This is a genomic window from Collinsella sp. LCP21S3_A3 (assembly GCF_052118905.1).
In the GTDB taxonomy this organism is placed as follows: Bacteria; Actinomycetota; Coriobacteriia; order Coriobacteriales; family Coriobacteriaceae; genus Collinsella.
Genome location: NZ_JBQKGH010000005.1, coordinates 1 through 19591, shown reverse-complemented (window position 1 = coordinate 19591; position 19591 = coordinate 1). Strand labels below are relative to the sequence as shown.

General features: G+C 61.7%; 11 protein-coding genes. 1 reads left to right on the top strand and 10 read right to left on the bottom strand.

What is annotated here, in order from left to right:
- Window positions 1–167 precede the first annotated feature (167 nt).
- The 6 genes from ACTQ0H_RS03845 to ACTQ0H_RS03820 all read right to left on the bottom strand — a co-directional run bounded on the left by ACTQ0H_RS03845 (window position 168) and on the right by ACTQ0H_RS03820 (window position 12505).
- Complete coding sequence (locus ACTQ0H_RS03845; protein WP_441547202.1) at window positions 168–4643, bottom strand: DNA-directed RNA polymerase subunit beta'; 4476 nt, start codon at window positions 4641–4643, stop codon at window positions 168–170.
- A 6-nt stretch (window positions 4644–4649) separates the two neighbouring features.
- Window positions 4650–8078 carry a DNA-directed RNA polymerase subunit beta gene (rpoB, locus tag ACTQ0H_RS03840; RefSeq protein WP_427796029.1) on the bottom strand — a complete coding sequence of 1143 codons (3429 nt, stop codon included), beginning with the start codon at window positions 8076–8078 and terminating at the stop codon, window positions 4650–4652.
- Between the two features lie 561 nt (window positions 8079–8639).
- On the bottom strand, window positions 8640–9548 hold the full coding sequence (locus ACTQ0H_RS03835; RefSeq protein WP_154514705.1) for a UTP--glucose-1-phosphate uridylyltransferase: 909 nt from the start codon (window positions 9546–9548) through the stop codon (window positions 8640–8642).
- A gap of 311 nt (window positions 9549–9859) precedes the next feature.
- Window positions 9860–10237, bottom strand: coding sequence for a 50S ribosomal protein L7/L12 (gene rplL / locus ACTQ0H_RS03830; protein ID WP_154514707.1), 378 nt, complete (start codon window positions 10235–10237; stop codon window positions 9860–9862).
- A 102-nt stretch (window positions 10238–10339) separates the two neighbouring features.
- Window positions 10340–10861, bottom strand: a complete 522-nt coding sequence (gene rplJ / locus ACTQ0H_RS03825; RefSeq protein ID WP_117646079.1) for a 50S ribosomal protein L10 — start codon at window positions 10859–10861, stop codon at window positions 10340–10342.
- A gap of 507 nt (window positions 10862–11368) precedes the next feature.
- Window positions 11369–12505, bottom strand: coding sequence for a pyridoxal phosphate-dependent aminotransferase (locus ACTQ0H_RS03820; protein ID WP_441547849.1), 1137 nt, complete (start codon window positions 12503–12505; stop codon window positions 11369–11371).
- A gap of 93 nt (window positions 12506–12598) precedes the next feature.
- Here ACTQ0H_RS03820 and ACTQ0H_RS03815 point away from each other — a divergent pair, with 93 nt between their 5' ends.
- Window positions 12599–13258: a hypothetical protein gene (locus ACTQ0H_RS03815; protein WP_441547848.1), complete on the top strand. Its 660-nt coding sequence runs from the start codon at window positions 12599–12601 to the stop codon at window positions 13256–13258.
- A 1-nt stretch (window position 13259) separates the two neighbouring features.
- Here ACTQ0H_RS03815 and ACTQ0H_RS03810 read toward each other — a convergent pair whose 3' ends face one another.
- The 4 genes from ACTQ0H_RS03810 to feoB form a co-directional block, all read right to left on the bottom strand.
- Window positions 13260–13823, bottom strand: coding sequence for a uracil-DNA glycosylase family protein (locus tag ACTQ0H_RS03810; RefSeq protein ID WP_441547847.1), 564 nt, complete (start codon window positions 13821–13823; stop codon window positions 13260–13262).
- Between the two features lie 3 nt (window positions 13824–13826).
- Entirely contained in the window at window positions 13827–15203 is a 1377-nt protein-coding gene (locus tag ACTQ0H_RS03805) for an alpha-amylase family glycosyl hydrolase (protein ID WP_441547846.1), read from the bottom strand.
- Window positions 15204–15356: 153 nt separating this feature from the next.
- Window positions 15357–16553, bottom strand: a complete 1197-nt coding sequence (locus ACTQ0H_RS03800) for an MFS transporter (protein WP_441547845.1) — start codon at window positions 16551–16553, stop codon at window positions 15357–15359.
- Window positions 16554–16679: 126 nt separating this feature from the next.
- A complete protein-coding gene (feoB, locus tag ACTQ0H_RS03795; protein WP_441547844.1) occupies window positions 16680–19091 on the bottom strand; it encodes a ferrous iron transport protein B in 2412 nt (803 codons plus the stop codon).
- Window positions 19092–19591 lie beyond the last annotated feature (500 nt).

The window sequence follows — 19591 nt, the reverse complement described above, 5'->3', positions numbered from 1 at the left end:
CCACATTAAGTGGCCTCCGGCTCGTGCGGAACTCGCGACAAACTTAACCCCTATGCCGCCCGGACCGGGAATCCTACGTGCTCGTCAGGGCAACGTTCCTCAACAAAAAAGACCCGCTCCCCTGTTGGGAAGCGGGTCTTTGGAAGGGCGGTTAACGTACTGGGAAATTACTCCCCGTCGTTGTCCTTGGCCTCTTCGGCGTCGTCGGTGTCCACGAGCTGGTTGAGCAGCTCGTCGAGGGAAGCCATGTCCTCGTTGATGGCACCGTTGGCGGGAGCCTTCTTGTCGTCGATCGGGGCGCCCAGGAGCTCCTCGTCGGCATCGGCGTGATGCGTCGGAGCGGAGGTGCCCAGCAGGATGTCGTCCGGACCGTCGGGGCTAAAGACCATCTGCAGCAGCTGCGAGAGGTCTTCCTCGTCGGCAACGTCGTCGTTGTTCTCGAGGATGTAGAGCAGGTCGTGGGCCTCGAGGCCGTCACGGAGCTCCTCGATCGCCTTGGCACCGATGCCATCGATGCGCAGCAGATCCTCCTCGGACTTGCCAACCAGGTCGCCGACCGTCTCGATGCCGACCTCGCTGAACTTGTTGGTCCAGCGCTGCGACACACCCAGGTCGTCGAACAGGTACAGGCGAGCCTTCTCGGCGGAGATGGTGTGGCCGTTGCGGGTGAACGAGCCGTCAGCACCGCCAAACTCGTCGTAGCCGGCCCAGTCGAGCTGCTGTGGGAGCCGCTCGTCCAGGTCCTTGAGCTCCACGGGAGCCCACTCGGGCAGCGACTTGGCGTTGGGCGAAGCCGGACCATCGATGTCCACGTAGCCGTCGGCCGTGCGATACGTCAGCTTGGCGTTAGCGTACGGCTTGAGGCCGGTACCAGCCGGGATCTTCTTACCGACGATGACGTTGGACTTAAGGTCGAGCAGGTGGTCGACCTTGCCCTCAATAGCAGCCTCGGTAAGGACGCCGGCGGTACGGATGAACGAAGCGCTCGACAGCCAGGAGTCGATGTTAGACGCAACCTTGAGCGTACCCAAGATGACGGGCTCAGCCACGGGAGCCTGACCGCCCAGACGGGCAACGCGCTCGACCTCGTCGGCGAACTCGTAGCGGTCGACGTACTGACCAAGCAGGTACTTGGAGTCGCCGGGGTTGGTGATCTGAACGCGACGCAGCATCTGACGTGCGAGCACCTCGATGTGCTTGTCGTTCAGGTCGACGCCCTGGCTGGTGTAGACGTCCTTGACGCTCTCGACGAAGGTGTGCATCGTCGACTCGATGTCGGTCAGCTTGCGCAGGTTGCGGAAGTTGACGAAGCCCTTGGTGATCTGGTCGCCGGCGCGAACCTCGCAGCCGTCCTCGATCTCGGGCATAAAGCGCACCGAAGCGGGGACGCGACGCTCGTCGAGGACACGGGTGTGATCCTCGGAGTCGGTGAGCGTCAGCACGTACTCGGACTTCTCGGGCTTAATCGAGAGGTGGCCGGAGTACGGAGCCAGCTCGGCCTCGCGACCCAGGATCTTCTCGTTGACGTTGCCGACGATGTCGAACATACGGCTGACCGTAGGCAGGCCCTGTGTAATATCGTCGACGCCAGCGACGCCGCCGGAGTGAATGGTACGCATCGTAAGCTGCGTACCGGGCTCGCCGATGGACTGGGCGGCAATAATGCCGACTGCGGTACCGATGGCGACCGGACGACGGGTGGAAAGATCCCAGCCGTAGCACTTCTGGCACACGCCGTACTTGGAGCGGCAGGTGAGCAGCGCGCGAAGCTTGACCTTCTTAAGGCCCGCATCGACCATCTTCTGGATGTCGGCGACCTTCTCGATATAGCCGTCCTGCTCAAAGAGCACGGTGCCATCGGGAGCCACGACGTCCTCAATAAAGCAACGGCCGACAAGATCGGTGTTGAGGTCGGTGGTGCCGGGAATGATGAGGTTGTAGGTGACGCCCTCGTGCGTACCGCAGTCCTCCTCGCGGACGATGACGTCCTGGGCCACGTCGACCAGACGACGGGTCAGGTAGCCAGAGTCCGAGGTGTGGGATGCGGTATCGACCAGGCCCTTACGGGCGCCGTAGGTCGAAATGAAGTACTCGAGCGGCAGCAGGCCCTCGCGGAAGTTCGCCTTAATGGGAAGGTCGATCGTCTCGCCGGACATATCTGCCATCAGGCCACGCATGCCGCCGAGCTGACGCAGCTGGGTCTTAGAACCACGGGCGCCGGAGTCGGCCATCATGTACAGCGGGTTCTCCTCGTCGAACATGTCGAGCATGAGCGCTGCGACCTTGTCGGTACAAGCGGTCCACTCGTTAACGACTTCGATGTGGCGCTCCGTCTCGTTGATGAAGCCCTCCTCGAAGTACTCGTTGATCTGGTCGACGTTGGCCTGGGCGCGGTCGAGCAGCTCCTGCTTCTCGGCAGGGATGAGAGCGTCCCACACCGAGATGGTGAGGCCGGCGCGGGTAGCGTAGTGGAAGCCGGAGTACTTGATAGAGTCGAGGATCGGGCCGACCTTGGCCTCGGGGTAACGATCGCAGCAGTCGGCAACCAGCTTGGCCACATCGCCCTTGACCATCTTGTAGTTCATGAACTCGTAGTCTTCGGGCAGGCACTGGCGGTTGAAGATGATGCGGCCGATAGAAGTCTCGAAGCGTGCGGTCTTGTTACCGGTGACATCGTAGTCGACGAACTCGTTCTTGCCGTTCTTGACGCGGAAGATACGGGTACCGTCCTCGTTGATGACGTTGGCGTTCTCGGCGGACACGCGGACCTGAATCTTGGCCTGCATGTCGACCTCGGAGCGGCAGTCATAGGCGTGCAGCGCGTCGTCGAAGCTCGAGAACACGTGGTTCTCGCCCGGCAGACCGTCGCGGACCTGGGTCAGGTAGTACACACCAATGATCATGTCCTGCGAGGGGATGTTGACCGGCTTGCCGGACGCCGGCGAGCGCAGGTTGTTCGCAGAGAGCATGAGCACGCGGGCCTCGGCCTGAGCCTGGCTGGACAGCGGCACGTGGACAGACATCTGGTCGCCGTCGAAGTCGGCGTTGAAGGGCGCGCAGACCAGCGGGTGCAGGTGGATAGCCTTACCCTCGACCAGCACCGGCTCAAAGGCCTGGATGGACAGACGGTGCAGGGTCGGTGCACGGTTGAGCAGCACGACACGACCGTCGATGACCTCTTCGAGTATGTCCCACACAAAGGTGGCACCGCGGTCGATAGCGCGCTTGGCGCCCTTGATGTTCTCGACCTTGCCAAGCTCGACCAGGCGCTTCATGACGAAGGGCTTGAAGAGCTCCAGTGCCATGGTCTTGGGCAGACCGCACTGGTGCAGCAGCAGCTTGGGGTCGGTAACGATAACCGAACGGCCGGAGTAGTCGACACGCTTGCCCAGCAGGTTCTGGCGGAAACGACCCTGCTTGCCCTTGAGGGCCTCGGCGAGCGACTTGAGCGGGCGACCACCACGGCCAGAGACCGGGCGCCCACGGCGGCCGTTGTCGAACAGGGCGTCCACGGACTCCTGGAGCATGCGCTTCTCGTTGTTCACGATGATCGCAGGGGCGTCCAGGTCGAGCAGGCGCTTGAGTCGGTTGTTACGGTTGATCACGCGACGATACAGGTCGTTGAGGTCGGACGCGGCGAAGCGGCCGCCGTCGAGCTGGACCATCGGGCGCAGATCGGGCGGAATGACCGGGATGACATCCAGAATCATGTTCGCGGGGCTGTTGCCGCCCTTCAGGAAGGCGTCAACGACCTCGAGGCGCTTAACGGCCTTCTCGCGCTTCTGCTTCTGAGAGTCCTCGTCGGCGATGATGGCCTTGAGCTTCTCGGCCTCGGAGGGGAGGTCGATGGCAGCGAGCAGGTCGCGGACGGCCTCGGCACCCATGCCACCCTTGAAGTACATGGAGTAGTAACGGGTCATCTCGCGGAACAGCGGCTCATCGGAGATGAGGTCGCGCTCGGTGAGCTTCATGAAGGCGTTGAAGGCGTCCGTGCGGAGCTGCTTCTCGTCCTTGCACTCTTCCTCGATGTCGACGATGCCGGAGGCGATCTCCTCGGGGGTCAGCGGCTCCTCGTCGGAGAACTCGTCAAAGTTCTCGGGGTTGCCCTGCTCCTTGAGGGACTCGATCTGGCGGGCGCACTCGGCATCGATCTCTTCCAGATCGGCGGCGAGCTCCTCGCGCAGGTCGTCAGCGTCGGCCTCGCGAGCCTCGTAGTCGACCTCGGTGATGATGTAGCTGGCAAAGTACAGAACCTTCTCGAGGTCCTTGGACTTGATGTCGAGCATACGGCTCATCGGGAAGCTCGTGGGGCTCTTGAAGTACCAGATGTGGGACACGGGAGCGGCGAGCTCGATATGGCCCATGCGGTCGCGACGCACCTTGGCCGAGGTGACCTCGACGCCGCAGCGCTCGCAGACGATGCCCTTAAAGCGGATGCCCTTGTACTTGCCGCAGGAGCACTCCCAGTCCTTGGCGGGACCGAAGATCTTCTCGCAGAACAGGCCGTCCTTCTCGGGCTTGAGGGTACGGTAATTGATGGTCTCCGGCTTCTTGACCTCACCGTGCGACCAGGAACGGATCTGGTCGGCGGAGGCAAGGGAGATCTTTACCGAGTCAAATTCAGTAGCTTCGAAATCTGCCACAGTCAACTACTCCTTATCAGTGGTCGTGGCGGCGACAGCCTCGGGTGCCTCGGCGGTCTCGGCATCCTGGGCCTCGACGTCGGCGTCAACGCCGGCGAGCGCAGCCAGGTCATCGAGGGCAGAGGTCTCCTCGGCGGTCACGGGGGCGGAGGCGTCCTCGTCGGCATCGTGCATGGGCTCGATGTCCAGTGCGAGGGAACGGATCTCCTTGACGAGAACCTTGAAGGACTCGGGGATACCCGGAACCGGGACGTTCTCGCCCTTGACGATGGACTCGTAGGTCTTGACGCGGCCCACGGTATCGTCGGACTTGACGGTCAGGATCTCCTGCAGGACGTTGGAAGCACCGTATGCGTACAGTGCCCAAACTTCCATCTCGCCGAAGCGCTGGCCGCCGAACTGGGCCTTGCCGCCCAGCGGCTGCTGGGTAACCAAGCTGTAAGGGCCAGTCGAACGGGCGTGGATCTTGTCGTCGACCATGTGACCGAGCTTGAGGATGTAGGACGTACCCACGGTAATGGGCTCGCGGAACTCCTCGCCGGTACGGCCGTCAAACAGGCGGGTCTTTCCGCGCTCGTCAAGCTGGGTGACAAACTCGGGGCGCATGTGATCGCCAAAGGCAGCGGTGGCCTTGTTGAGCATATTCTTGTTGGCACGACGGATGACCTCGGCGATCTCGTCCTCCTTGGCGCCGTCGAAGACGGGCGTCGCGGTAAAGAACGGACCGGGGACGTACTTGTCGGAATCGGCATCCTCGGTATCCCAACCGCAGGCAGCAGCCCAGCCAAGGTGGCACTCGAGCAGCTGGCCGACGTTCATACGCGAAGGAACGCCCAGCGGGTTGAGGATAACGTCGATCGGGGTACCGTCAGCCATGTAGGGCATGTCCTCGACCGGCAGAACGTTACAGATAACACCCTTGTTACCGTGGCGGCCGGCAATCTTATCGCCCTGCTGGATCTTACGACGCTGGGCGACGTAGACGCGCACCTGCTCGTTGACGCCGGGGGCCAGGTCGTCGCCGTTCTCGCGGCTAAAGCGGACGACGTCGATGACGCGGCCGTAAGCGCCGTGAGGCATCTTAAGGGAAGTGTCGCGAACGTCGTGAGCCTTGGCACCGAAGATGGCGCGCAGCAGGCGCTCCTCGGCAGTCAGAGCGCTCTCGCCCTTAGGAGTAACCTTGCCGACCAGGATGTCGCCAGGGCCGACCTCAGCGCCGATGCGGATGATGCCGTCCTCGTCGAGGTTGGCAAGCATGTCCTCGGAGAGGTTCGGGATCTCGCGAGTGATCTCCTCGGGGCCGAGCTTGGTATCGCGGGCGTCGATCTCGTGACGGGTGATGTTGATGGTCGTCAGCAGGTCCTCGGCCACCAGGCGCTCGGACACGACGATACCGTCCTCGTAGTTGAAGCCTTCCCACGGCATGTAGGCCACGGTGAGGTTCTGGCCCAGTGCGAGCTCGCCGTGATCGGTCGAAGGACCGTCGGCCAGAGGCTCACCCTGCTCAACGGTGTCGCCGACGCGCACGAGCGGGCGGTGGTTGATGCAGGTGGACTGGTTGGAGCGCTGGTATTTGGCCAGGTGATACTCGTCCATGCCGCCGGCATGCTTGACGATAATCTTGGAGGCGTCGGCAAAGATGACCTCGCCGGCGTTCTTGGCCAGGGTGACCTCGCCAGAGTCCAGGGCGGCGCGACGCTCCATGCCGGTACCGACATAGGGAGCGGCGGGGTGAACCAGCGGCACGGCCTGACGCTGCATGTTGGCGCCCATGAGCGTACGCTTAGCGTCGTCGTGCTCGAGGAATGGGATCAGCGTGGCTGCGACGGAGAGCATCTGGCGCGGCGAGACGTCCATGTAGTCGACGTCTTCGACGGGCACGTCGGCGGGAGCGCCGAAGGAGCCGTCGAAGTCGCGGGTACGGGCGATCACGGAATGCGGACGGACGATCTTGCCCTCGGCATCGGTCGTGATGAACTCGTTGGTCTTGGGATCGAGCGGCGTGTTGGCCGGCGCGATAACGTGCTTCTCTTCCTCGTCAGCGGTCATCCAGTCGATCTGGTCGGTGGCAACGCCGTTCTCGACGCGGCGGAACGGGGCCTCGATGAAGCCATACTCGTTGACGCGGGCGTAGAGGGCAAGCGAGCCGATCAGGCCGATGTTGGGGCCTTCGGGGGTCTCGATCGGGCACATGCGGCTGTAGTGCGAGTTGTGAACGTCGCGGACGGCCGTCGGCACGTTGGTGCGGCGGCTGGAGCCCGACTTGTGGCCGGCAAGACCGCCAGGGCCGAGTGCGGACAGACGGCGCTTGTGGGTCAGACCGGTCAGAGGGTTCGCCTGGTCCATGAACTGCGAGAGCTGCGAGGAACCGAAGAACTCCTTGATGGAGGCCACGATCGGGCGGATGTTGATGAGCGACTGCGGGGTAATCTCGTCGATGTCCTGGGAGCTCATGCGCTCACGGACGACGCGCTCCATACGGCTCATGCCGATACGGAACTGGTTGGCGACGAGCTCGCCGACGGTGCGGATACGGCGGTTGCCAAAGTGGTCGATGTCGTCAACCTTGAAGCCCTGCTCGCCGGCAGCGAGGGACAGAAGGTAGCGCAGCGTAGCGACGATATCCTCGTCGGTGAGCACCGTGACCTCTTCCTCGGTAGTGAGGTTGAGCTTCTTGTTGACCTTGTAGCGACCGACGCGGGCCAGGTCGTAGCGCTGCGGGTTGAAGAGCAGGCCCTCGAGCAGGCTGCGGGAAGCATCCACGGTGGGAGGCTCGCCCGGGCGCAGGCGACGGTAGATCTCGATGAGGGCATCCTCGCGGGTAAGGGCGGTATCGCGCTCGAGGGTGCGCTTGATCACATCGGAATTGCCGAGCAGCTCGATGATGTCGTCGTTGGTGACGGCGATGCCAAGGGCGCGCAGGAACATCGTGGCGCTCTGCTTGCGCTTACGGTCGATGGAGACCATGAGCTGGTCGCGCTTGTCGACCTCAAACTCAAGCCAGGCACCGCGGGACGGGATGATCTGAGCCTTGTAGATCTGCTTGCCCGAATCCATCTCGGAGCTGAAGTACACGCCCGGGGAACGGACGAGCTGCGAGACGACGATACGCTCGGTACCGTTGATGATGAAGGTGCCCTGATCGGTCATCATGGGGAAGTCGCCCATAAAGACGAGCTGCTCCTTGATCTCGCCGGTCTCCTTGTTGGTGAGACGGACGTCGGTCAGAAGCGGAGCCTGATAGGTCATATCCTTCTCGCGGCACTCCTCGACGGTATGCGCGGGGTCGCCAAACTGATGCTCGCCGAAGGTAACCTCGAGAACATGGTTCTGGCTCTGGATGGGGCTGGATTCCTTAAACGCCTCACGAAGGCCCTCGTCCTTAAAACGCTCAAAGGATTCCCTTTGAACAGAGATAAGGTTGGGGAGCTCCATGGCCTCCGGGATTTTCCCGAAGCTGACGCGCTTGCGCTCAGTGGCAGTGTATGCGTAGGTCACCAGGTTTTTCCTCCTTCACGGAAATGCTCGGTGGGTTGGCGAGGCATAGCTTCGCCAGTTATCGCAACCTAATAGTTTATCAGGTACCGACCGTTGGGCAAGAAAAGCCTTGACGCGATTGAGTTTTTGGAGTAGCAAATTTTTTTCGACAGAAAATGCGCAGGTAGATTGGTATGCATCGAACACCTGTTCATATATTTTCTGTGAACAGAGTTGCTGATGCGCGTCGCTGAATGGCGGAATGGCGGCGAAGGCTGATCGGGCGGAAACTGCGTCCCGTTTTGAGGCCTCAAACTGGGTCGTAGTTTCCGATTGAGCCCCGTTTGGGAAACTGTATCCCGTCCTGAGCCGATATTCTGGGATGCGCTTTCCGCTAGGGTCCTCAGCCGGAAAGCACATCCCAGAATTCGACCAAATTGTGGGTCGCACTTTCCGGAGCTAAGCGGCAGTTCGCAAAAAAAACGGGTGCAGACCGAAGTCCGCACCCGTAAGCGCTATTTACTTGCGCATCAAGCCGCCGCGCTCGTCGATGGCATCCCAGAAGGCATCGGCAAAGCGAGGATCGCTTGCGGCCATAAGGGCGTTGGTGGCCATCCAGCCAGAAGGCGTGCCGGTGTCGTAGCCCGACAGAGGATCGATGACGACAGCGTACATAGCCTCGCGGTCGAGCGAGCGGGCCATGGCGTCGGTCAGCTGGATCTCGCCGCCCTTGCCGGCCTGCTGGTCGGCAAGCAGCTCCATGACCAGCGGGCTCAGCAGATAGCGTCCGACGATGTAAAGGTTAGAAGGCGCAGCCTCGGGAGCAGGCTTCTCCACCAAGCCGCCGATACGCCACACGGCGCCAGGCTCGGCATCGCCAACGCCCTCAGCGCCCTCGAGGGAGCCCACGCGCTCGCCGGCGATAACGCCATAGCGGCTGACCTCCTCGGGAGCACACGCGGCAACAGCGATAACCGAAGCGCCGCCATGCTCCTTGGAGACGGCAAGCATCTTGTCGCAAATGTCATGGTTGGGCACAACATAGTCGCCCAGAAGAACCAGGAAGTTCTCCCCCGCCACAGCATCGGCCGCCGAGCGAATGGCATGGCCGAGGCCCTTGGGCTCGTACTGATAACGGAAGTCGACCGGCATACCGCCTGCGTGGGCAACGGCATCGGCATATGCATCTTTGCCGCGCTCGCGCAGCAGGTTCTCGAGCGAACGATCGGGCTGGAAGTAGTTCAACAGCTCGGGCTTGCCAGGAGAGGTGACGATGATAGCATCATCGACCTCCTCGGGAGCGAGTGCCTCCTCAACGACGTACTGGATAACCGGCTTGTCGAGAACCGGCAGCATCTCTTTGGGCGTGCACTTAGTGCCAGGCAGAAAACGCGTGCCTAGACCGGCGGCGGGGATGATTGCCTTCATATTATTCAAGGATCCTTTCGCAGGCGCAAAGCGCCCCAAGCGTGCGGCACGGCGGCCGCAGACCAAATTGCGATACTGAAGTATCTTACCGCCGGAGACATACGTCGCCGTAAGGCAAACGCAATTCTTCAGCAGGTCAACGCAAATTATTGCTCGAATGGTGCAATTTTATGCCCCAGCGGTAACGGGATTGGCACGGCGAAGACGGCGGTGTTCTGCGTGCCGAGCAATGGGAATGAGGGGCCAAAACAAAAAAGACGGGGCTCGCAATGCGAACCCCGTCTGCAAAGAAATCTGGCGAGAAAGCCTGATTACTTGAGGGTGACAGCAGCGCCAGCAGCCTCGAGCTTCTCCTTGGCAGCCTCGGCGTCCTCCTTCTTGGCGCCCTCGAGAACAGCCTTGGGAGCGCTCTCGACGACCTCCTTGGCCTCCTTCAGGCCAAGGTTGGTGAGCTCACGGACGGCCTTGATGACCTGGATCTTGTTGTCGCCGAAGCCCTCGAGCACGACGTCAAACTCGGTCTTCTCCTCGGCCTCAGCAGCGCCAGCAGCGGGAGCGGCGACAACAGCGGCAGGAGCAGCGGCGGAAACGCCGAAGGTGTCCTCGATAGCCTTAACGAGCTCGGAAGCCTCGAGAAGGGTCATTTCCTTAAGAGCATCGATGATCTCATCGGTGGTAAGCTTAGCCATTTCTAAGTCCTTTCGGTTTCCGTGTCTGTGCACGGAGATCAGTTAAAACACGGCGCGAATGCGCCAGGGGTGCGGCGTTGCCGCCGCGGGTGAAAACAGCGACTAGGCTGCCTTCTGCTCGGAGACCTGCTGGATCGAACGAGCGAGACCAGAGGAAACGCCGTTGACGCAGACAGCGATGTCGCGAGCGAAACCGGAGATGAGACCGGCGATCTGGCCGAGAAGCTGGTCCTTGGTGGGCAGCTCGGCGATAGCCTTAACATCATCAGCGGAAACGGCCTTGCCGTCGGAGATACCGCCCTTGATCTCAAGGACGCCCTTGGACTTAGCGGAGAAGTCCTTAAGGGTCTTAGCGGCCTCGACCGGCTCGGTCTCGTAGAACACATAAGCGACGGGGCCGGCGAGGATCTCGTCGAGCTCGGGCTGCTCCTGGTTCTTGAGAGCGATCTTGACCAGGTTGTTCTTGTAGACCTTCATCTCGGCGCCGCACTCGCGAAGCTGATGACGCAGCTCCTGAGCCTGCTTAACCGTCAGACCGTTGTAGTTGACGACGAACAGACCGGCATTCTCGGCGATACGGGACTCGATCTCTGCAACCTTGTCGATTTTGTACTGCTGGGGCATGAATTACACCTCCTCGAATTCTTTCCGGGCACGGTCCGCCACAAGGACGTGACGGGGGCATGTCCAAAAAGAAAGCCCCCGCGCTGCATGAGCGACGGGGGCGAGAAGACATATCTACTCGACCACCTCGGCTGGCGGGATATCCCATTGAGCTCGCGGGCAATGCCCGTTTGCACCGGCTGTCTCTGGCAGCGGATTCGTGCGTGAACCGAAAGTATTATGGCGGGGACCCCGGCGTCGGTCAACGGAAAACCGGGCTGCACACAATTCCACCATCCGGCACGCTCCGCCGAAGGCCAGGCGCAAGGTTTCCGCTCGGTCAGGTCCTGGGCTCGCTCGGAAAGCACATTAAGTGCTTTCCGGCTCGTGCGGAATCTACGGAAACCTTGCGCCTGGCCTTCGGCGGCGCGTGCCTGCGTCAACTATGGGGCAGCCCGGTTTTCCGTTGAGCGACGCCCCCACGCATAACCCTTATGTCGGCGGGCTGATGTGTTGCGTCCCTGATGGTTATAGGGTTGAGACGAAGGTGGACAGGCGGCGGAGGCCTTCGTCCAGATCTTGGTCGGAGACGCAGTAGCTTAAGCGGACGTGGCCTTCGGTTCCGAAGCAGTCTCCGGGGACTAGGGCTACGTTGGCTTCTTTGATGGCTTTGATGCAGAAGTCTTCGCTTGTTAGGCCGAATTGTTTGATGCTGGGAAAAGCGTAGAAGGCGCCGGCTGGTTCCACTACGTCGAGGCCCATGGTGTCTAAGGCTGCGAGCACGCGCTCGCGGCGAGCTCGGTAGACTTTGAGCATGGGGGTTGGGTCGACGGTCAGGGCTCGGGCTGCGGCGTCCATCTCAAAGGAGACGGCGCTCGATACTAAGTATTGGTGGGCCTTTGCGATCTCGGCGATGACGGGGGCTGCAGCTGCGAGCCAACCCAGGCGCCAGCCGGTCATAGCCCATGGCTTGGAGAAGCTCTCGATGACCACCGTCTGCTCGCGTAGCTCCGGGTGGCGCTGGGCAAAGCGCTCATAGCCATCCACATAGACCAGGCGGTTATATACGTCGTCGCAGATTACGTAGATGCCCGCTTGCTCTGCCACGTGTGCCACGGCGTCGAGCGATGCCGCGTCGAGGATACAGCCCGTGGGATTGTTGGGCGAGCAGATGACGATGGCCTTGGTCGCCGGGGTCACACAGGCGCGAAGCGCTTCCTCGTCAATCTGGAATTGCGCGGGCTCCGTATCCAAAAAGACCGCTTTGGCGTGGTTGGCCACGACGATGCTCTCGTACAGGCCAAAGGCTGGCGTGGGGATAATAACCTCGTCGCCGGGGTTGAGCATGGCCATAAATGTTGCCGACAGGGCCTCGGTCGCGCCGTCGGTCAGGATGACCTCGTCGGCCGAAAACGTAAGGCCCGCGTCTCCCATGTAGGTAGACAGCGCCTCGCGCAGGGCGGGACGGCCGTTGTTGGGCGGATAGTGCGTGTCACCGCGGCCCAGCGCGGCGGTCACCTCGGCGCTAATCACATCGGGCGTGGGAAAATCGGGCTCGCCAAGCGCAAGCGCGATGCACCCCGGGTGCTGGGCAGCGAGCGCGTTGATCCGGCGAATGCCGGAGGGCTTGAGCGTGGCAAGCGAGGTGTTCATGGGTAGACGCATGGCATTCCTTTCGTAAGGGTTGCACTAGGATAGCGCGCCCGCGCGCCACCAGACGGTGTAACCTAAACGGAAACCAACCGGAAAGGAGGCGGCATGGAGACAACTGCACGCGGCGATGTACCAAAAACGTTGCAAACCATTGCATATATCAGTATTCCCGAGAGCGCCGATCTTGAGTTTTTGCTTTGGGACCTGCAGGATGCCATCGCCGCCTATGCTCAGCTTTCCGGCACCGCGCTCCCCCGTTCGGTCGATTTGGAGGCGGATGATGCCGGTGTTATCGATGGCATGGTGTTCGCTGTTGATGATGCATTTGATGATGAGGCGATAATCGCTGTCGAGCAGGTGCTCGATCGCTTCGGGGATACAGAGACACGCGTCTACGCCGTCGTTCTTGCTGGGTCCGAGGACGCCGAACGGGCACGCGAAACCGCCATGCGGCTGCGCCGGGCCTGTCGTCTACGTGACCTGTCGTGGTGCGGTGGCGTTGTCATCTGTGCCGGCAGCGGTATTGCGGCGCTTCGCCACTCCCCGCGTATGGGCCTCTTACGCCGTCCATTTTCCGAAGCGATGGATAAGCTTGTGGGCGCCGTACGCATGGGCTGCTCCATAGAGCATGCGCAGCTGCTTGGCGGCGGCGATGCCGATAGTGTCGATGTCGACGGCATGGTGCGCGTCAAGCCCGCCGTGCCCGCACCAATCTGGCATGCCATCATCAAACGCCTCGGCGCCCATGCTCAATCAAGGATCTAGATTACCGTGCGGTCCAGTCAACCGCCTCGCGCCAGCGCTCGACAAGCCGCTCCAGGCGCCAGGCCGCGTTAGCGGGACTAGTTGACGGCAACACGACAGCGGACAGACCCGTCCGCTCCTGTAGATAGCGCTTATAGAGGCGCCCCGCCGTACCTCCGTTGCATACCACCCGCTCGATGGGCGCAGCTCCAGTGATGCGTTCGATATATGCCGGCACAACGTTTTTGATGCTCGCGTCGCTCGAGCCCTTAATGTCGCAGCTCTCGACCACATCCCACAGGGCCACGCCACCGTTCAGCAGCATGGATCGCTTGGCGGCAATAGAGGCGTCGAGCGTCGCGGGCTCGCCGCCCACCAAAGGGTCGCCCTCGTTGGGTGGTGCAGGCACACCAAGGCACGCGGCCATCACGCGCCAAAAGCGATTCTGAGGGTTGCCGTAATAAAAGGCATTGGCGCGCGAAAGCACCGAGGGAAACGATCCCAGCACCAAAACGCGCGAGTGCTGGTCAAACACGGGCTCAAACCCATGCTCAATATGTTGATAGCCCTCGTCTGACGCCGACATGACCTAGGCCCTCAACAGATAGCGCACCTCGTAGGGCGCAAGTTCAAGGGAGCCCGGCAGCTCGACCGTGGGTGCATCGTCGGCAAGTAGGTCGACGAAGGAGCCGTTGAGTTCGCCGGCTCCAAAGGTATAAGGCTCGTTCACGGCATTCACCGCCACGAGCACCGTCGCGTCGTCGCAGGCGCGCTCGAACAGCAGCTGTTTGTTCTGTATCACCACGTTGCGGTACGCGCCGTAGCTGAGAGCGCGTGCCGCCGCGTCGTCGGCCGATCGCAGGTGCGCAAGCTGTGTGATGAAGGCCGTCAGCTCGTTGGGCGCAGGCTCATCGAGCGCAGGGCGCAGCGCCCAGTCGCCATCGGGGCCGCCCTTTTCGCCAGCAATTCCCCACTCGCTGCCATAGTAGATGCACGGGATGCCCGGCATGCCAAAGAGCATGCCATAGGCGGGACGCAGACAGGACTTGTCGGTGAGGATGCTCGCCAGGCGTGGCACGTCGTGGTTGTCGACAAACGACAGCAGGTGCTTGCCGCGGTAGATGCACCACGGGTCGCCGCCAAACTGACGGTGCAGCGAGTGGGCGATCTCGAACATGTTGATCGAGTTAAAGCTGGAGTACAGTCCCTTGTAACACTCGTAGTTGGTGCAGGAGTCGAGCATCTCGTCGTTGACGATCTGGTTGTAGTCACCGTGGAGCGTCTCGCCGATCAGCACAAAGTCGGGCTTGAGCTCACGGGCAAAGGCGTGCAGGCGGCGCATAAAGTCGCGGTCGAGCATATAGGCGACGTCCAGGCGCAGACCGTCGACGCCAAAGACCTCGGCCCAACGGCGCACGGACTCGAGCAGGTAATCGACCACGGCGGGGTTTTGCAGGTTAAGCTTCACGAGCTCAAAATGGCCTTCCCAGCCCTCGTACCAAAAGCCGTCGCCGTAGCACGAGTCGCCGTCAAAGCTGATGTGGAACCAGTCCTTGTAGGGCGAGTCCCACTTGCGCTCCTGCACATCGCGGAAGGCCCAAAAGCCGCGACCGACGTGGTTGAAGACGGCGTCGAGCACCACGCGGATGCCGTGGGCATGCAGCGTCTCGCACACGGCGGCAAAGTCGGCATCCCCACCCAGGCGACGGTCGATGTGGCGCAGGCTGCGCGTGTCGTAGCCATGGCTATCGGACTCGAGCGGTGGGTTGATGAGCACAGCGCCAATACCGAGTTCCTGCAGGTAGTCGGCCCATTGGGCGATTTTCATGATGGGGGCATCGGGGTTGGGCGCGTCGTTGGCAGCCTGGGCAAGCGCATCCTCGGCAACGGGCGCGGCGTTTTCGCGCGGAGCTCCACAAAAGCCCAGAGGATAGATCTGATAGAACGTCGTCTCGTATGCCCACATAGCAGCCTCCCGGTAAGCTCAACACAACGACATCCATTGTATGCCCGGCTTGTATCCCCTCCCCCAAAATAAGTTGCGGTGGAATAGTTCCTGCTTGGGCCTTCAGAGGCCTTAAACAGGAACTATTCCACCGCAACTGATGAGGGGACGTGATTAGGCGACGGGCTTTGCGCGGCGTATGGCCGGGAACATCACCGTGATGGCGAGGATGACGCCCACGACGGCAATCGCCCCGCCCGCGAAGCCGATCCAGGCGATACCGGGACCCGAAACCACGCCGCCGCCGATCGCGGTGCCCGTGCCGATACCCAGATTAAACAGGCCCGAGAAGATCGACATGGCGACAGCCGACGAATCCGCGGGCGTGTACTTGATGAGCTCGGCCTGGAACGCCACATTGAAGGCCGTGGCGCAGCAGCCCCACAGCACGCAGACGGCAAGCACTGCTGCGAGCGACGATGCGGCCGAACCTATGAGCAGCAGGGCCGCTGGCACGCCGGAGAGCGTGATAGCCAAAAACGGGAAGCGATGCCCGTCGAACAGGCGGCCAAACAGCCAGCTGCCCACCAGACCGGAGCAGCCAAACGCCGTCAGCGTCATGGTAATGGCGCCCGCGTCGACGTGCGCGACCTGCGCCAGGAAGGGCTCGATATAGCTGTAGCCTGCGTAATAACCGGTCGCCATAAAAACCGTGACCGCGTAGAGCGCGATGAGGAACGGGTTCTTGAGCAGCTCGGGCAGCTGTTTAACGGCAAAGCGCTCACCCGCCGGCATGGCCGGGAACACCGCTGCCTGGTACACCACCGCGGCGGCAGAAAAGGCCCCGACCACGGCAAACGTCATGCGCCAGCCCACGGCCAGGCCGATGGCGCGGCCGATCGGCAGGCCAAAGATCTGCGCGATGGACGAGCCCGTGGCGATCATGCTGATGGCGAGCGCCCCGTGACGGGCGTCGACCAGGCGCGAGGCCATAATCGAGGCGACCGACCAGAACACGGCATGTGCGCAAGCGACCACCAGGCGTGCGCAGACCAAAATAGGATAGGTGGGCGCCACGGCGGACAGGAACTGACCCAGAGAGAACACGGCGAGCACGCCGAGCAGCATACGCTTGAACTCAAAGCGCGAGGCAAACACCATAAGCGGCAGCGACAGCAGCATGACGCCCCAGGCGTAGACCGAAATCATGATGCCTGCCTGGGCCTCGGTGAGCGAGAACGATACGGCAATATCAGTCAGAAGGCCGATGGGCATGAACTCCGATGTGTTGAACACGAACGCGCAGCAGGCGAGCCCGATAAGCGGGAGCCACTGCTTGAGCGAGATGCCATCTTGTCTTGCCTGAGTCATGTAGGGAACCTCTCCGATTGTCTTGGGCGGTGGGCGATTATATAGCAACGGCCCCGCATCCGTCAGCACAGATGCGGGGCCGCAATCAACAACTCAATACACAGAGGTTGCGCTGTCAATAAATAGCTAAGCCAACCCCAGCAATATGCCCACCGAATGCACGACAAACGCCACGATCCAGGCGACCGTCACCTGAAACGCGAACACGGCAACGGCATAGCGCGCGCCCAACTCGCTCTTGACGGCACCGATTGCCGCCACGCAGGGCGGGTACAGCAGCGTAAAGACCAAGAACACGTAGGCGGTAAACGGCGAAAACATGGTCGACAGCGCCGCGGGTGACGTTGCATCCAAAAGCACGGTGAGGGTCGAGATGACGCTCTCCTTGGCGATAAGTCCGGTGACGAGCGCCGTGGATGCACGCCAGTCGCCAAAGCCAAGCGGCGCCAACGCCGGCGCGATGATGCTACCCAGACCGGCAAGTAGACTCTGCGACTGATCGGCGACCACATTAAAGCGGATGTCAAACGTCTGGAGGAACCAGATGACCACGGTGGCGGCAAAGATGATGGTAAAGGCCTTGGTAATAAAGTCCTTGGCCTTATCCCACGCCAGCATCACCGTCGTCTTGATGCTCGGCAGGCGGTAATTGGGTAGCTCCATGATAAACGGCACCGGGTCGCCCTTAAATGCCGTGCGGTTGAGCACCAAAGCCGCGATGCAACCGACCGCAATGCCAATCAGATAGAGCGAGACCATGGCTGGGACCGTCGCCTGCGGGAAGAATGCTCCGCACAGCAAGCCGTAAACCGGCAACTTGGCCGAGCAGCTCATGAACGGTGTGAGCATGACCGTCATCTTGCGATCATGCTCGGATGGGAGTGTACGGGTCGACATGATAGCCGGCACGGTGCAGCCAAAACCGACGAGCATGGGCACAAAGCTGCGGCCCGACAGGCCAAAGCGACGCAGCACCTTATCCATGACAAAGGCCACGCGCGCCATGTAGCCGGAGTCTTCCAGAATGGAGAGGAACAAGAAGAGCACGACGATAATCGGCAGGAAGGTCAGCACGCTGCCCACGCCCGTAAGCACGCCGTCGACAGCCAGCGAGCGCACCACGTCGTTGGTTCCGAACGCCTTGAGACCCGCATCGGCCGAGGCGATGATGACAGCGATGCCGTCCTCCATAAGTCCCTGCAACGCCGCGCCGATCACGCCAAACGTCAGCCAAAAGACGAGGCCCATGATCACCAGAAACGCCGGGATGGCCGTGTAGCGACCCGTCAGGATGCGGTCGATCTTAACGGAGCGCACGTGCTCACGGCTCTCGTGCGGCTTCACCACGCAGCGCCCGCACACGTCGCCGATAAAGCTAAAGCGCATATCGGCAAGCGCGGACAGGCGGTCGGTGCCAGCCTCGCCCTCCATCTGGGTAATGATGTGCTCGATAGCGTCGAGTTCGTTGCGATCCAGGTGAAGTGCCTCGGTCACCAGCTCGTCGCCCTCAACCAGCTTGGTCGCCGCAAAACGCAGCGGAATGCGGGCCGTCACGGCATGGTCCTCGATCAGGTTGGCAATGCCGTGGATACAGCGATGCAGCGCACCGCCGTCCGGGCCATCGGGCGCGCAGAAGTCCAGGCGACCCGGGCGCTCGCGGAACCGCGCCACATGCAGAGCGTGATCCACCAGCTCGCCGATACCCTCGTTGCGGGCAGCGCTAATGGGGACAACAGGCACGCCCAACAGGCTCTCGAGCAGGTTGACGTCCACGGCGCCGCCGTTGGCCGTCACCTCGTCCATCATGTTGAGCGCGATGACCATGGGGCAGTCGAGCTCCATAAGCTGCAGCGTCAGGTAGAGGTTGCGCTCGATATTGGTGGCATCGATGATGTCGATGATGGCGTCGGGATGCTCGTCAAGGATGAATTGACGGCTGACAATCTCCTCGCCCGTGTACGGCGACAACGAATAAATACCGGGCAGGTCGGTAACGCTCGCCTCGGGGTGGTTACGGACAGTACCGTCCTTGCGGTCGACCGTCACGCCGGGAAAGTTACCAACATGTTGGTTGGAACCCGTCAGCTGGTTGAACAGCGTGGTCTTGCCGCAATTTTGGTTGCCGGCGAGGGCAAAGTGCAGCGGCGCGCCCTCGGGCACGGCCGTTTTTGCCGCACGGGGCGAATACGTCCCCTCACCGAGCGCCGGGTGCTCCGTCGTGCCGATTGCGGCGTTAACGCGCGGGCTCGTATCGGTGTCGTGAATACCCACGAGCTCAATGCGAGCAGCATCGTCTTTGCGCAGCGTCAACTCGTAGCCACGCAGGCGAATCTCGAGCGGGTCGCCCATGGGGGCGTACTTCATCATGGTGACTTCGGTGCCCGGCGTTAAGCCCATGTCCAAAATATGCTGTCGGAGTGCCTGATCGTCCGATGCCACCGATGCGACAACGGCGTCCTTTCCAATCTCGAGTGTATCGAGCTTCACGTCCGTGTTCCTCCCCCGACGCCCACAGGGCGTTGCATTTATGTTCACCATTGCTAACCGTTTGCCATGGCTAACCAATTTTAACCATGCATGATAGCGCGAACATGCAGCGACGTTCAATCAACAGATTGTTGCAATGGGGACAGATCGCTTTGCCCAATAGATGCGATGCGGAACAACCAGGCGCGGGAGGGAATTCCGGGACACGGTTTCCCAGACGGCACCCTTTCGGAAACCGCACCCCACTATTCAGGCGAATTCCGGGATGCAGTTTCCCGATGGGGGCTCCTGGGGAAACTGCGTCCCACTTTGAAGCTTCAAAACGGGATGCGTTTTCCGGTTGAGGCATCTTGCGGAAAATGCATCCCGGAATCGTCGCTCAGACCGGGACGCATTTTCCCGATCGACCCTCTGCGGGAAACTGTATCCCACCTTGAGGGGGGACTGCGGACGATTTCTTGGACCGTTACGCGGCCCTTCCCAGCGCGGCGCGGAACTCGGCCGGCGTGCGGCCGCCGAGCGCATCGCTGCGCCTCTCCGTATTGTATCGG

Bases quoted from the DNA above. Each gene is read 5' to 3' on its own strand.
- rpoB (WP_427796029.1), bottom strand. From the start codon at position 8,078: ATGGAGCTCCCCAACCTTATCTCTGTTCAAAGGGAATCCTTTGAGCGT.
- ACTQ0H_RS03835 (WP_154514705.1), bottom strand. From the start codon at position 9,548: ATGAAGGCAATCATCCCCGCCGCCGGTCTAGGCACGCGTTTTCTGCCT.
- rplL (WP_154514707.1), bottom strand. From the start codon at position 10,237: ATGGCTAAGCTTACCACCGATGAGATCATCGATGCTCTTAAGGAAATG.
- rplJ (WP_117646079.1), bottom strand. From the start codon at position 10,861: ATGCCCCAGCAGTACAAAATCGACAAGGTTGCAGAGATCGAGTCCCGT.
- ACTQ0H_RS03820 (WP_441547849.1), bottom strand. From the start codon at position 12,505: ATGCGTCTACCCATGAACACCTCGCTTGCCACGCTCAAGCCCTCCGGC.
- ACTQ0H_RS03815 (WP_441547848.1), top strand. From the start codon at position 12,599: ATGGAGACAACTGCACGCGGCGATGTACCAAAAACGTTGCAAACCATT.
- ACTQ0H_RS03810 (WP_441547847.1), bottom strand. From the start codon at position 13,823: ATGTCGGCGTCAGACGAGGGCTATCAACATATTGAGCATGGGTTTGAG.
- ACTQ0H_RS03805 (WP_441547846.1), bottom strand. From the start codon at position 15,203: ATGTGGGCATACGAGACGACGTTCTATCAGATCTATCCTCTGGGCTTT.
- ACTQ0H_RS03800 (WP_441547845.1), bottom strand. From the start codon at position 16,553: ATGACTCAGGCAAGACAAGATGGCATCTCGCTCAAGCAGTGGCTCCCG.
- feoB (WP_441547844.1), bottom strand. From the start codon at position 19,091: ATGGTGAACATAAATGCAACGCCCTGTGGGCGTCGGGGGAGGAACACG.